Genomic DNA, 13,467 nt, shown 5'->3' on the forward strand with positions numbered 1-13,467 from the left:
GCGGTGGTTCACCGTGGCTTTGTCACGGCAACATCGATTTCCTCGCGCCCGCAGCTCTGTACGGGCCGCGCGTGCCTTCAGTGTCGAGGTGCTCACCGATTGGGGCGTTGCTGATCGGCGGGACGACATCCGGCTCTGTGTCTCCGAACTCGCGTCGAACGCCGTGCTGCACGGGGTACCGCCGGGGCGGGAGTTCAGCGTGCGGCTCGTGGCCGATGGGCCGCTCATCCGTGTCGAAGTCCGCGACAGCGGGGGCGGGCGTGTGGATGTGCCGCGCCAAGACGTTGAAGAGGTAGGCGGGCGGGGGCTCTTTCTGGCGCAAGCGCTCGGCGATGACTTCGGCGTTACGTTGCACGATCCCGGCAAAACGGTGTGGCTCGTCTTCAAGGCGGGCTTGGCCGTCGACGGGGCGGGGTAGCGGACGGTTTCCTCTGCCGGATGGGCGGAGAGGGGAGCCGGGCCGGCCGGGAGCGTGTCAGCGGAGCGCGCCGGCTGCCAGGCGGGCCGCTTCTCGGATGCGGGAGACCGTCCTCGTCCCCGCCCGGCGGGCCAAAGGGCGGATGATGTGGGCCGTTACGCCCACCGGGGCCCAGCGGAGTTGCAGGCGGCCCGCGCCTCGGCCTTCCGGTTCCACCGTGACCTCGTGGGGGGTCGTGCCGCCCCGGTAGCCGATCCGGGCCTTGAAGGGCGGGAACGACAGCGGGGCCAGGAGCAGCGACGTGTTGCGCAGGCGGCCCGAGGTGAGGAGCAGGACCGGGTGGCGCGTGCCCTCGAAGCCGTTGGCCGGGAGCGGGGCCCGCGCCAGGTCCAGGCGGGCCGAGCCCTCGAAGACACCCGGGCGGACCGGGTCCAGGCGGAAGGCGGCCTGCATCCGGCGGCGGCCGGGAGCCAGGAGCAGGGTCGCCACCTGCGGGCCCACCGGCAGCCGCAGGCCCGGGTCGTACGTGCGGATCGTGAGGTCGATCGAGGCTCCCGGGCCGCGCTCCACCCGCGTGATCTCGTGGCGGAACTGCGCGCTCGCGAAGGGGCGGGAGTCCAGGCCCAGGTCCGTCACCTCCAGCTCCGTGCGGGAAGGAGGGGATGAAGGGACCTTTGGGCCCCAGTACACGCGGCCCTCCGCGTCCAGCGACGTCTCGCGGGGCGCGACCCCGTGGCCCAGGCCCCGCGCCGCCAGCCGCGCCTCCGCCGGCCGGCCGTCCCGTACGAGCTGGATGACGACCCGCTCGGCGCGCGGCAGACGGGCGTACGCGCCGGGGGACAGCTCCGCCAGGTACGGGTTCACGGTCTCCGCGAAGCCCCGCAGCCACTCATCGTCACGGAAGGGCAGGTCACCCGCGTACATCCGGAAGTCGTGCTTGAGGAACTTGTAGTCCTTGGCCTCCTTCACGTCCGCGTGGCCGCTGGAGAACAGGAAGCCGTCGATCAGGCGCTGCACGTGCACGCGGTCCCGGACGTTCGTCAGCTTGTGGCGCTGGTTGGAGATCGACGCCGACTCCGCCGCCTCGAAGGGGGCTATGTACCAGCGGTAGACGGGGTCCGGGATCACCGTGAAGGCCCGCGCCAGGCAGTACGCCTGGGCGGAGAAGAGCTGGTCCTCGTAGTGGATGCCCTCCGGGAAGCGGAGATCGTTCCTGTCCAGGAAGTCCCTGCGGTACATCTTGCTCGTCGACAGGTGCTCGAAGAACAGGGACGGTTCCGCCTCGATGCCCCGCACCGTGCGGCGCTCCGCCACCAGGTGCGGCATCCAGGTGGAGGTGCGGCCCGTGTCCACCCGTACGCGCTCCACCGCGCCCATCGTGAAGTCCACGTCCGCCTCGGCGTGCGCGGCGAGCAGCAGCTCCACCGCCCGCTCGGGGAGTTCGTCGTCGCTGTCCAGGAACATCAGGTACGGGGCGCGCGCGATGTCCAGGGCGCGGTTGCGCGGCGCGCTGCACCCGCCGCTGTTCTCCGGCAGGCGCAGGTACGTGACGCGGTCGTCCTCCGAGGCCAGCCGCCGTGCCACGGCCGGCGTCGCGTCCGTCGAGTGGTCGTCGCTGATGATGATCTCGATGTTCCCGTGCGTCTGGCGGCGCAGCGACGCCACCGCGCGCGGCAGCCGCTCCGCGTCGTTGTAGACGATCACCGTGACCGTCACGTCGGGCAGCGTGTTCATACCGCCTCCTCGGGCGTCGGTGCCGGGGTGCGCTCGTCGACGGGGGTCACGGGCGGCAGGGACGCCTCGCTCTCGCCGAGGAAGACGCGGCGCACGACCCGCTCGGCCGCGCGCCCGTCGTCGTACTCGCAGAAGCGCCTGCGGAACACCTCCCGTGCCTTGGCCGCCTCGTCGTCGCGCCAGGCGTCCGAGGTGAACAGTTCCGTCAGCTCGTCCTGCGTGCGCGCCACGTGGCCGGGAGCCTCGGCCAGCAGGTCGAAGTAGACGCCACGCGTCGTGGCGTACGTCTCCCAGTCGTCGGCGTAGACCACGATCGGGCGGTCCAGGTTGGCGTAGTCGAACATGATCGAGGAGTAGTCCGTGATCAGTGCGTCGGCGGCCAGGCACAGGTCCTCCACCGGGTCGTACGACGAGACGTCGATGACGCGGCCCCTCCTGCGCAGGCCCGCGAGCGGCGAGGTCGCCCCGCCGTAGAAGTAGTGGCCGCGGACCAGGAGGACGGTGTCCTCGCCGAGGCGGTCCGCGAGCGTGGCCAGGTCGAGGCGCGGGGTCCAGGCGGCCTCGTAGTCCCGGTGGGTGGGCGCGTAGAGGATGGCCCGCCTGCCCGGCGCGATGCCGAGCCTCTCGCGGATCGCGCGGATGTCGGCGGCCGTCGCGCCGTAGAAGACGTCGTTGCGCGGATAGCCGTAGTCCAGGGACGTGTAGTGCGAGGGGTAGGCGCGCTCCCACATCTGCGTGGAGTGGCTGTTGGCGGAGACGCTGTAGTCCCACTTGTCGACGCGTTCGAGCAGGCTGTGGAAGTTCAGGCCCTTGGCGGCCGCCGGGTAGTCGAGCTGGTCCAGGCCCATGCGCTTGAGCGGCGTGCCGTGGTGGGTCTGGACGTGGACGGCGTCGGGGCGCTTCACGACCGCGTTGGGGAAGTTGACGTTGTTCACCAGGTACTTGGCGCGGGCCAGGACCTCCCAGTAGCGGCGTGTGCCGGGCACGACGTGGTCGGTGCCGGGCGGCAGCAGCGGTACGTTCGCCGCCGAGACCACCCAGACCCGGTGGATGTGCGGGGCGAGTACGGCGAGCTCGGCCGCCACGGCCGCCGGGTTGCAGGCGACGCCGCGGTCCCAGTACGCCGTGAAGACCGCGAGGTGCGGGTCGACGGGACGCTCAAGATCCCTGCGGTAGCGCAGGTCGCGGACCTTCAGGCCCACCTTGTGCTTGCGCGAGAGGAGCGCCGCCCCGAGCCTGCGCCGCTGCCGGTTGGCGGTCTGGAACGTGCGGTACTTCGTGTACGCGTCCTCTTCGAGGATGCGGCGCCGCACGCCGTCGAGGCCGCCGGGGTGCTGATGGCCCTCGGGGCGCCACGCCACGGCGGCGCGCGCCGCGCGGTGGAAGAACTCCCTGCGCACCGGGTCGGGCAGGGGCTCCCGGGCGATGACGCGCAGGCAGTCGCCGAGCATGCGGTCGTAGAGCGCGGCGAGCGGCGCCGGGCCCGTGCCGACGTCCATGGCCAGGGCGAGGAGCGCCTCGTAACGGTCGATGACCTCGTACCGCCGCTCCGGCGGCCCCGAGGGGATGCTCTGCGCGCGTAGCTCAAGGACGTTCAGGGCGATGTGGTCGAGCGCCGCGACGCGCTCCGCGACGAGCAGCGAGGCGTACGCGGCGAACCTCTCGTCGGACACCGCCAGTTCCGTGCGGTGGGCCCGCCAGAAGTCGGCCCGCAGTATCCGGTTGCCGAGCAGCGGGGCGGCCTTCAGCAGGTCGGGGCAGTCCGCGAGCGGCAGGTCGCGGCGGCCCTGCCGGGCGAGGATCCTGCCGTCGGGGCTCGGCATCCCCTGGTGCCGCCACGTCGAGCGGACGTGGTCGACGACGAGGACGTCCACGCCGTCCGGCAGCTCGGCCACGCGGTCGGCGACGGTGCGGGGCGCGCCCGTCGGCACGGTGTCCTTGCTGTGCACGAAGTGCAGCCACCGGCCGGCCGCACGCTCGGCGCCCGCGGTGCGCGCCGCTCCGTCGTCCGTGCCCTCGGGCAGCGGGACGACACTCACGCCGGTCCTGTCGGCCGCCGCGTCCTGCGCTGAGGCGCCCACCGCGGCCACGACCACCTCGAAGGACTCCGACGCCTGCGCCGTCAGGGCGTCCAGACAGGCCCCCAGCCGGCCCTGGACGTTCCGCCCGTGGACGATGACACTCAGCCGTGGCTGCACGCGCACTCCTTCTGTTGCGAGACGCTCCCCTAGTGTAGGGACGCACGCATGGATGCGACAAAAGGGACGGCCGCCGCCCTGGGGTGGGTCAGCCCTTGCCGCCGCCCGTGAACGCCTCGTACTCCTTCAGGACGTCCCGCGTGGGGCCGTCCATGCGCAGCTCGCCGCGCTCCAGCCACAGCACGCGGTCGCAGGTGTCGCGGATCGACTTGTTGTTGTGGCTGACCAAAAAGACCGTGCCCGCGCGCTCCCGCAGCTCGCGGATGCGGGCCTCGGAGCGCTTCTGGAAGGAGCGGTCACCCGTGGCCAGCGCCTCGTCGATGAGCAGGACGTCGTGGTCCTTGGCGGAGCCGATGGAGAAGCGCAGGCGGGCCGCCATGCCGGAGGAGTACGTGCGCATCGGCAGGGTGATGAAGTCGCCCTTCTCGTTGATGCCGGAGAAGTCGACGATGTCCTCGTAGCGCTGCTTGATCTGCTCGCGGGACATGCCCATGGCGAGGCCGCCCAGGTGGACGTTGCGCTCGCCGGTCAGGTCGTTCATCAGGGCCGCGTTCACGCCGAGCAGGGAGGGCTGGCCGTCGGTGAAGATCCGGCCGTGCTCGACGGGCAGCAGCCCCGCGACCGCCTTGAGCAGCGTCGACTTGCCGGAGCCGTTGGTGCCGATCAGCCCGATGGCCTCGCCCTTGCGGGCGGTGAAGGACACGTTCCTGACGGCGTGCACCGTACGGACGCCGCGGTCCCCGCCGCGCTTCAGGATGCGGCCGAGCGCGGCGGTCGCGGCACCGCGGCCCGCGGTGGCGCCCGCGCCGTGCACGCGGTAGACGATGTCGACCTCGTCGACGATGACGGTGGGTGCGGGTTCCCGCGTTCCGGTCTCAGCCACGGCCGTACGTCTCCTCTGCCTTCCAGAAGTAGAGGAACCCGCCGACCCCCGCGAGCACGGCCCAGCCGGTCGCCCACGCCCATGCGAGGTGCGGGAGCTGGTGGTAGGAGAAGCTGTCGATCAGCGCGAACCGCATCAGGTCGATGTAGACGGCGGCCGGATTGCACTCCAGCAGGACCCGCAGGACCTGCGGCAGGTTCCGGTCGGCGAGGACCGCGTCGAGGCTCCACATCACCCCGGACGCGTACATCCAGGTGCGCAGCACGAACGGCATGAGCTGCGCGATGTCCGGCGTCTTGCTGCCGATCCTGGCCATGGCGAGCGCCAGTCCGGTGTTGAACGTGAACTGGAGCGCGAGCACGGGCGGCGCGAGCAGCCAGTACACCGTCGGCGGGACGCCGAAGCAGAGCAGGATCACGATCAGCGCGCACATGGAGAACAGGAGCTGCTGGAGCTGCTGGAGGCAGTACGAGATGGGCAGCGACGCCCGTGGGAAGTGCAGGGCGCGGACCAGGCCGAGGCTGCCGGAGATGGCGCGCGTGCCCGCCATCACCGACGCCTGCGTGAACGTGAAGACGAAGACGCCGGTGACCAGGAACGGGACGTAGTCCTCGACGTCGTGCTTGGTGTCCATCAGGACGCCGAAGATGAAGTAGTAGACCGCCGCGTTGAGCAGCGGCGTCATCACCTGCCACACCTGGCCCAGCTTCGCCTGGCTGTACTGGGCGGTCAGCTTGGCGGTCGCGAAGGCGGTGATGAAGTGGCGGCGCTGCCAGAGCTGCCGCACGTAGGCGGGCAGGGAGGGGCGGGCGCCGCTGACGGTCAGGCCGTGCAGGGCGGCGAGCTCGGCGGGCGAGAGTTCCGCGGCCGGCGGCGCTTGGTGGGGCGGTGTGTCGAGGACCTGGCTCACATCCGCTGCTTTCTCGGGGGGCGGGGAGTGGACGGCGGTGCGCACGACGGGACGGGCTACGACGGGACGGGCCCGTATCGTCGCAACGCCGACAGTAGGACCTCGGCACGTCGGAACGCAACCGTATCGTCGTCCCGTTCTATGCTGTCCGTATGACGACGAGCAGGCCACAGGGTGAACAGCCGCGCCGCAGGGCCCCCGCCGGAGCCGCCGTGCTCCGCGAGGACAAGACCGAGGCGATCCGGGCCGCCGTCTTCGGGGAGCTGGCCTCCGTGGGGTACGCCCGCATGTCCATCGAGGGCATCGCCCGCCGCGCGGGCGTCGGCAAGACCGCCGTCTACCGCCGCTGGCGCTCCAAACTGCACCTCGTGCTCGACCTCGTGTCGGCCGTCGCGGTGCAGGGCCTGCCCGCGCCGGACACCGGCTCCCTGGAGGGCGACCTGCGGCTCCTGTACGAGGTGACCTCGCGCGCGCTGCGGCACCCCGTGGCCTCGCAGGTCATCCCCGACCTCCAGGCCGAGGCCGCCCGCAACCCCGAGATCGCCGAAGCCCTCCAGAAGGCGCTGCGCGAGGGGCAGTACGGGGTGGCGAGCGGCATCGTGGGGGCCGCCGTCGAGCGGGGCGAGCTGCGCGCGGGCGTCGACCAGGAACTGGCCCTCGACCTGGTGTCGGGGCCGCTCTACTGGCGCTCCGTGGTGGTCCGCGCGGAGCTGCCCGAGGGATACCTGGGGCGCCTCGCGACGGCTACGGCCGCCGCGCTGCGCGCACTCTGAGCACTCTGTGCCCGGCCGCGGCAGACGTCAGGCGTCGCGCCGCCGCATGGCGTACAGGCCCGCGCCCGCCGACAGCACCACGACGCCCGTGCCGACGCTCATGAGCACGCGGGTCACGCCGTCCCAGGGCGTGAAGCTCAGCAACACGTTGGTGGCGAGCGCGAGCGAGAAGACCAGCCAGAGCAGGGGCCTCATGGGAGTCGATCCTTCCGGGGGAGCGTCGGCCGCCGCCTCATGCGGTGACCTGGGGCAACTCTCCCGTATCCGCGCCCCCGTCACGAGGGCGCGCCCTCCCGAAGCCATGGTGTAGCGCGCTCCACCATGGCGGGAGATCCCACCCACCCGACCGCGCCCGAGCGGTGACCCAGGGCCTGTCGTTTGGATCATCTCGGCGTCGCGGGCCCTGGCACGCACATCTGCGGCGTTGTCGTCAGTTGCCAACGCTCCGCGTTGTCGCCCTCCTCCGCCTTGCAGCTGCACGCACCAGACCCCGCTCAGGCCAGCCGAAAGGCACCACCCCTCCAGCCGACCTGATCCAAACGACAGGCCCTAGCCTGACCGCATGAAAGCGACAGTGGGGGCGGCCGGGCAGGCCATGGCGCAGCTCGGCAAGGCGGCCGGGCTCGCCCTTCTCTCGTACCTCTTCATGGCGCTGATCCTCTTCACCGCCGCCGTCATGCTGCTCGTGGTCGGCGCCGCCGTGCTGCCCGAGACCGTGCTGCTGCTGCGCAGGACCAGCGGCCTGAAGCGGCGCCTGGTCGCCGACTGGACCGGCGAACCCGTCCCCGAGGCCTACCCTCCGCTCACCGGCGGCGTGCGCGAGCGCGTGAACATCGCCCTCAAGGACCCCGGCACCTGGCGTGACCTGCGGTGGCTCGTCGCCCACTTCGTGTACGGCCTGGCCCTGTTGTACGTGGCCGTCCCCCTGTTCCTCCTCGGCCTGTTCATCGACGGCTTCTGGTGCGGGCTCCTGCGGCAGCGGCCCGTGGCCCTGCCGCTGCTCGGCCGCCTCGCCGACCTGGACGCCGCCTGGTCGCGTGCCCTGCTGCTGCCCTCCCCGGAGGCCCGGCGCAACGCGGGCCTCGCCCAGCGCGTCGAGGAGCTGACCGTCACGCGGGCCGGCGCCGTCGCCGCGCACGGCGCCGAGCTGCGGCGCATCGAACGGGACCTGCACGACGGGACGCAGGCGCGGCTCGTCGCCCTGTCGATGCGGGTCGGGCTCGCCCGCCGTGCCTACGACAAGGACCCCGCGGCCGCGCGGAAACTCCTCGACGACGCACAGGAACAGGCCGAGGAGGCGCTGACCGAGCTGCGGCACGTCGTGCGCGGCATCCACCCGCCGATCCTCACCGACCGCGGTCTCCTCGGCGCCGTCCGGGCGCTGGCCGCGGGCAGCGGACTCGACGTGACGGTCACCGCGGAGGGCGTCGAGGACCCCGCGGGCCAGGCGGTACGGGCCCCGGCGGCGGTCGAGGCCGCCGCGTACTTCGTCGTCGCCGAGGCGCTGACCAACGCCGCCAAGCACAGCGGCTCCGAGCGGGCCACCGTGGAACTTTCCCGGACCGGCAAAGTGTTGGGCATTGCGGTACGTGACGAGGGCCGGGGCGGGGCCGACGACCGGGGCGGCAGCGGGCTGCTCGGCATGCGGCGCCGGGTCGCCGCCCTCGACGGGACCCTGACCGTGACGAGCCCCGCCGGGGGGCCGACCGTGATCGAAGTGGAGCTGCCGTGCGCGTGGTGATCGCCGAGGACAACGCCCTGCTGCGGGAGGGCATGGTGCTCCTGCTCACCTCCGCGGGGCACGAGGTGGCGGCGGTCGCCTCCAGCGGGCCCGAGGTGCTGCCCGCCCTCCTCGAACACCGGCCGGACGTCGCCGTCCTGGACGTACGGATGCCGCCGGGCTTCCGGGACGAGGGCCTGCGGGCGGCCATCGCGGCCCGCGCCCGGCTGCCGGGCCTCCCGGTGCTCGTCCTCTCCCAGTACGTCGAGGAGACGTACGCGGCCGAGCTGCTCGGCGGGGGCGCGAGCGGTGTCGGCTATCTGCTGAAGGACCGCGTGGGCCGGGTCGAGGAGTTCCTCGACGCCCTGGAGCGGGTGGCCGACGGGGGCACCGCGCTCGACCCGGAGGTCGTGACGGAACTGCTCACGCGGCGCCGCGACGACCCCATCGACTCCCTCACGCCCCGCGAGCGCGAGGTGCTCCAGCTCATGGCCGAGGGCAGGGACAACGCCACGATCGCGTCGCTCCTCGTCGTCTCGGACCGCGCGGTCAGCAAACACATCGGCAACGTCTTCGCGAAGCTGGGGCTGCCGCCGAGCGACAGCGGACACCGGCGGGTGCTGGCGGTCCTGGCGTATCTGAACAAGGGGTAGCGCCTGGCGGTGTAGCGCCCGGCCACGCCCTTGCCCGTTGCTTTCCGCTGGTCACGGCCCGCACATCCCCCGTGAGGGCGTAAAAGTTTACCCATCTCGACCAGTGGCCATGCGCCATGAGGCCAGAAATTCTTCCCCTAACGGGCTGAACTTTTGTTGATCGTGGGTCAGTTGACCGCCGCTCAGCCCTACCCTTCAGAGGGTGAACCAACTGATGTCCCGTGCGTCCGAAGAGGAGTCCGACGACGTGTCAGGAACGGAGCCCGCTCCCGGGGAGTCGCTTCCCGCGGAATCGCTTCCCGGCGCGCTGCCCGAACCGCTGCGCGTCGAGCTCACCGCCTTCCGTCGTGACCTCCACATGCACCCGGAGCTCGGCAACCAGGAGTTCCGTACCACCGCGGCCATCAAGGCCCGCCTGGAGGAGGCGGGCCTCGCGCCCCGGGTGCTCCCCGCGGGGACGGGGCTCGTCTGCGACATCGGGGAGTGGGACGGCGTACGCCCGATGCTCGCCCTGCGCGCCGACATCGACGCGCTGCCCATCCCCGACACCAAGCGCGGCGTGCCGTACCGCTCCACCGTGCCCGACCGCGCCCACGCCTGTGGCCACGACGTGCACACCACCGTGGTCCTCGGCACCGGCATCGTCCTCGCCGACCTGGCGGCGAAGGGCCAGCTGCCCTTTCCGGTGCGGCTGGTCTTCCAGCCCGCCGAGGAGGTGCTGCCGGGCGGCGCCGCCGACGCCATCAAGGCGGGCGTCCTCGAAGGCGTCGGCAAGATCCTCGCCGTGCACTGCGACCCCCGCGTCGACGCGGGCCGCATCGGGCTGCGGCACGGCCCGATCACCTCCGCCTGCGACCGCCTGGAGATCATGCTCGACGGGCCCGGCGGGCACACCGCGCGCCCGCACCTCACCACCGACATCGTGACCGCCGTGGCCAAGGTCGCCACCGAGGTCCCCTTCCTCGTGGCCCGCCGCGTCGACGCCCGCTCGGGCCTCTCGCTGACGTGGGGCCGCATCGAGTCGGGCCACGCCCCCAACGTCGTGCCGCAGCACGCCGAGCTCGCGGGGACCGTGCGCTGCCTGGACCTCAAGACCTGGCGGGAGGCGCCCGACCTGGTGCACGGCGCCATCCAGGAGGTCGCCGACCAGTACCGCGCCAAGCTGGAGGTCAACTACGTACGGGGCGTGCCGCCCGTCGACAACGCCCCCGGCGCCGCCGACCTGCTGCGGGACGCCATGGTCGCGCGGCGCGGCCCGCTCTCCGTGGAGAGCACCGAGCAGAGCCTCGGCGGCGAGGACTTCTCCTGGTACCTGGAGCACGTGCCCGGCGCCATGGCCCGGCTCGGCGTGCGCAAGCCGGGGGAGCGCGGGGTCCGGGACCTGCACCAGGGCGACTTCGACGCGGACGAGTCGGCGATCACGGTCGGCGTCGAGCTCTTCACCGCGGCGGCCCTCCTGGACACCGCGCGCATGTGATCCAGGGCAGGGCCGAGGGGAGAGAGGCGAAGGGGAGAGAGGCGAAGGGGACAGAGGGGCGCCCCACGCGGCGCTCCTTTCTCCCCGGCCTCACCCGGACGTAACCGACGCTCGGCACGAATGGGTAACGGCCGTGCGAAAACCCGTTCCCCTCCCTTTCTACGCGCGTTAATGTGCGCCGAAATCAACGCCGTCATCGGTGCGTTGGGGAACGTAAGGAGTACGTCCTATGCGTCGTGTATCGAAACTTTCCCAAGTGGCCGTGGCGGTGGCGTCCCTCGCCCTCGCGGCTTCCGCGTGCGGCAAGACGAGCAGCGAGGCGTCCAAGGACGACGACGGCAAGGACGGCAAGGGGTCCACGGGTTCGTCCTCGTACAAGGGCAAGGGCATCGGTCTCGCGTACGACATCGGCGGGCAGGGCGACCAGTCCTTCAACGACGCGGCCTTCAGCGGCTACGACAAGGCCCGCAAGGAGTTCAAGATCGGCGGCGTGGACATGGAGCCGGGTGACGGCGAGTCCAGCGCCGACAAGGTGCAGCGCCTCGAACAGCTCGCCAGGCAGGGCTACGACCCGGTGATCGGCGTCGGCTTCGTCTACGCGCCCGCCGTCGAGGCGGCCGCGAAGAAGTACCCGAAGACCACTTTCGGGATCATCGACGACAACACCGTGAAGGCCGACAACGTCGCCGATCTCGTGTTCCACGAGGAGCAGGGTTCCTATCTGGCGGGCGTGGCCGCCGCGAAGGCCAGCAAGGCCAAGCACGTCGGATTCATCGGCGGAGTGGACATTCCGCTCATCCATAAATTCGAGGCCGGATTCGTGCAGGGCGTGAAATCCGTCGATCCGAAGATCGAGATCGAGAAGCGTTATCTGACGGAGAAGCCCGAGGAAGGCGGCTTCTCCAGCCCCGACAAGGGGCAGAACGCGGCGAGCGGGCAGATCGAGGCGGGCGCCGACGTGATCTACCACGCCGCCGGCCTCTCCGGGCAGGGCGTCATCCAGGAGGTCGGCTCGCAGAAGAAGTGGGCGATCGGCGTCGACTCCGACCAGTACGAGCAGAAGGCGCTCGCCAAGTACAAGGACCACATCCTCGGCTCCGCGCTGAAGGACGTCGGCGGCGCGGTGTACGACCTGTCGAAGTCGGTCGTCGAGGGCAAGCCGATGAAGGGCGAGCAGCGCTACGACCTCAAGTCCGGACGGGTCGGGTTCGCCGACTCCAACCCGAAGTACCGGGCGATGAAGGACGTCGTCGCCGCGGTGGAGAAGGCCGAGCAGGACGTCATCAGCGGCAAGGTCGAGGTCAAGACCGTCCCGTAGGCCGCGACTCCGCGGACGGGGCCGCCACCCCGCCGCGCGCCGGCCGCAGGTTTTACGTAGCACGTCCTCTGCCACTTGGGCGTCCCCCGTCACGGGGACGCCCTTGGCGTGTTCGCGCCCCCGACACCCCCGCGACGCCGCGTGGCCACAGCTCGATAACGGACCGGACAGAAGGGTTCTTATGTCAGGTCTACGCGCGTTACGCTGCGGCGAAATCAGCGCCAGGTGAGGCGCTGTTGCGTGCTTGTACTTGCTTGTACTAAGGAGTTCGTCTCTATGCGCCGGGTGTCTCGAATAGCTGTCGCGGGCGCCGCGACCGCAGCCCTTGCCGTCTCCGTCTCCGCCTGTGGTGGCACGTCAAGCGACGCCGCCGCGAGCAAGGACGACAAGAACAAGGGCGTCGCCATCGCCTACGACGTCGGTGGCGCCGGCGACCAGTCCTTCAACGATGCCGCCACCGCGGGCATGAAGAAGGCCGCCGCGGAGTTCAAGACCGGCGAGAAGGCCGTCGAGCCGGTCGACGGCGAGTCCGACGCCGACAAGACGCAGCGCCTGACGCAGCTCGCCAAGCAGGGCTACAACCCCGTCATCGGTGTCGGCTACGCCTACGCGCCCGCCATCAAGGAGGTCGCGGAGAAGTTCCCGAAGACCACCTTCGGCATCGTCGACGACGAGACCGTCAAGGCGGACAACGTCGCCGACCTGGTCTTCAGCGAGCAGGAGGCGTCCTACCTCGCGGGTGTCGCCGCCGCCAAGACCACCAAGTCCAAGACCGTCGGCTTCATCGGCGGCGTGGACGTCCCGCTCATCCACAAGTTCGAGGCGGGCTTCGCGCAGGGCGTGAAGGACACGAACCCCAAGGTCAAGGTCGTCAAGCAGTACCTGACGGAGAAGGCCGAGGACGGCGGCTTCTCCAGCCCCGACAAGGGCAAGACGGCCGCGCAGGGCCAGATCGAGAAGGGCGCCGACGTGGTCTACCACGCCGCGGGCCTCTCCGGTCAGGGTGTCATCGAGGCCGCCGCCGCCAAGAAGATCTGGGCGATCGGCGTCGACTCCGACCAGTACAAGCAGGACGCGCTCGCCAAGTACAAGAAGCACATCCTGACGTCGGCCACCAAGGACGTCGCGGGCTCGGTCTACAACCTGGCGAAGGCCGTCGAGGACGGCACCGCCAAGGGCGGCGTCGTCCGCGCCGACCTCAAGTCCGGCGGTGTCGCGCTCGCGGAGTCGAACCCCGAGTTCATGGCCATGAAGGACGTCCAGAGCGCCCTCGAGAAGGCCGAGGCGGGCATCAAGGACGGAAAGATCAAGGTCAAGGCCACGCCGTGACGGCGTGACGGCAGCGGGATGTCCGTGCGACGGGGTGTGGGGGACGATGGTTCA

Annotated in this window: 12 protein-coding genes; 7 read left to right on the forward strand and 5 right to left on the reverse strand. The window is 71.2% G+C overall.

What is annotated here, in order from left to right; translation table 11 throughout:
* Positions 1 to 13 precede the first annotated feature (13 nt).
* Positions 14 to 418: an ATP-binding protein gene (locus ACRAKF_RS24000; RefSeq protein WP_447039449.1), complete on the forward strand. Its 405-nt coding sequence runs from the start codon at positions 14 to 16 to the stop codon at positions 416 to 418.
* Between the two features lie 57 nt (positions 419 to 475).
* Here ACRAKF_RS24000 and ACRAKF_RS24005 read toward each other — a convergent pair whose 3' ends face one another.
* The 4 genes from ACRAKF_RS24005 to ACRAKF_RS24020 all read right to left on the reverse strand — a co-directional run bounded on the left by ACRAKF_RS24005 (position 476) and on the right by ACRAKF_RS24020 (position 6,143).
* Positions 476 to 2,152: a glycosyltransferase family 2 protein gene (locus tag ACRAKF_RS24005; RefSeq protein ID WP_447039450.1), complete on the reverse strand. Its 1,677-nt coding sequence runs from the start codon at positions 2,150 to 2,152 to the stop codon at positions 476 to 478.
* Positions 2,149 to 4,350, reverse strand: a complete 2,202-nt coding sequence (locus ACRAKF_RS24010; RefSeq protein ID WP_447039451.1) for a CDP-glycerol glycerophosphotransferase family protein — start codon at positions 4,348 to 4,350, stop codon at positions 2,149 to 2,151. The genes ACRAKF_RS24005 and ACRAKF_RS24010 overlap by 4 nt, the downstream gene beginning before the upstream one ends.
* Positions 4,351 to 4,438: 88 nt before the next feature.
* Complete coding sequence (locus tag ACRAKF_RS24015; protein ID WP_447039452.1) at positions 4,439 to 5,233, reverse strand: ABC transporter ATP-binding protein; 795 nt, start codon at positions 5,231 to 5,233, stop codon at positions 4,439 to 4,441.
* On the reverse strand, positions 5,226 to 6,143 hold the full coding sequence (locus ACRAKF_RS24020) for an ABC transporter permease (protein ID WP_447039454.1): 918 nt from the start codon (positions 6,141 to 6,143) through the stop codon (positions 5,226 to 5,228). The genes ACRAKF_RS24015 and ACRAKF_RS24020 overlap by 8 nt, the downstream gene beginning before the upstream one ends.
* A gap of 152 nt (positions 6,144 to 6,295) precedes the next feature.
* Between ACRAKF_RS24020 and ACRAKF_RS24025 the strand changes: the two genes are divergently transcribed.
* Positions 6,296 to 6,916 carry a TetR/AcrR family transcriptional regulator gene (locus tag ACRAKF_RS24025; RefSeq protein WP_447039455.1) on the forward strand — a complete coding sequence of 207 codons (621 nt, stop codon included), beginning with the start codon at positions 6,296 to 6,298 and terminating at the stop codon, positions 6,914 to 6,916.
* A 27-nt stretch (positions 6,917 to 6,943) separates the two neighbouring features.
* On the opposite strand, the gene ACRAKF_RS24030 is transcribed toward ACRAKF_RS24025, so the two are convergent.
* A complete protein-coding gene (locus ACRAKF_RS24030) occupies positions 6,944 to 7,111 on the reverse strand; it encodes a hypothetical protein (RefSeq protein ID WP_447039456.1) in 168 nt (55 codons plus the stop codon).
* 367 nt (positions 7,112 to 7,478) lie between these two features.
* Between ACRAKF_RS24030 and ACRAKF_RS24035 the strand changes: the two genes are divergently transcribed.
* From ACRAKF_RS24035 to ACRAKF_RS24055, 5 genes are all read left to right on the forward strand, one after another.
* Positions 7,479 to 8,657 (forward strand): sensor histidine kinase, encoded by a 1,179-nt coding sequence (locus ACRAKF_RS24035; RefSeq protein WP_447039458.1) that lies wholly within the window; start codon positions 7,479 to 7,481, stop codon positions 8,655 to 8,657.
* Complete coding sequence (locus ACRAKF_RS24040) at positions 8,645 to 9,289, forward strand: response regulator transcription factor (protein WP_447039459.1); 645 nt, start codon at positions 8,645 to 8,647, stop codon at positions 9,287 to 9,289. Before ACRAKF_RS24035 ends, ACRAKF_RS24040 begins: the two co-directional genes overlap by 13 nt.
* Before the next feature lie 214 nt (positions 9,290 to 9,503).
* Entirely contained in the window at positions 9,504 to 10,766 is a 1,263-nt protein-coding gene (locus ACRAKF_RS24045) for an amidohydrolase (protein ID WP_447042141.1), read from the forward strand.
* Between the two features lie 229 nt (positions 10,767 to 10,995).
* Positions 10,996 to 12,084 carry a BMP family lipoprotein gene (locus ACRAKF_RS24050; RefSeq protein WP_447039460.1) on the forward strand — a complete coding sequence of 363 codons (1,089 nt, stop codon included), beginning with the start codon at positions 10,996 to 10,998 and terminating at the stop codon, positions 12,082 to 12,084.
* Between the two features lie 276 nt (positions 12,085 to 12,360).
* Positions 12,361 to 13,413, forward strand: coding sequence for a BMP family lipoprotein (locus tag ACRAKF_RS24055; protein ID WP_447039461.1), 1,053 nt, complete (start codon positions 12,361 to 12,363; stop codon positions 13,411 to 13,413).
* Positions 13,414 to 13,467: the final 54 nt, after the last annotated feature.

This window comes from Streptomyces sp. DSM 118878, from assembly GCF_052936595.1.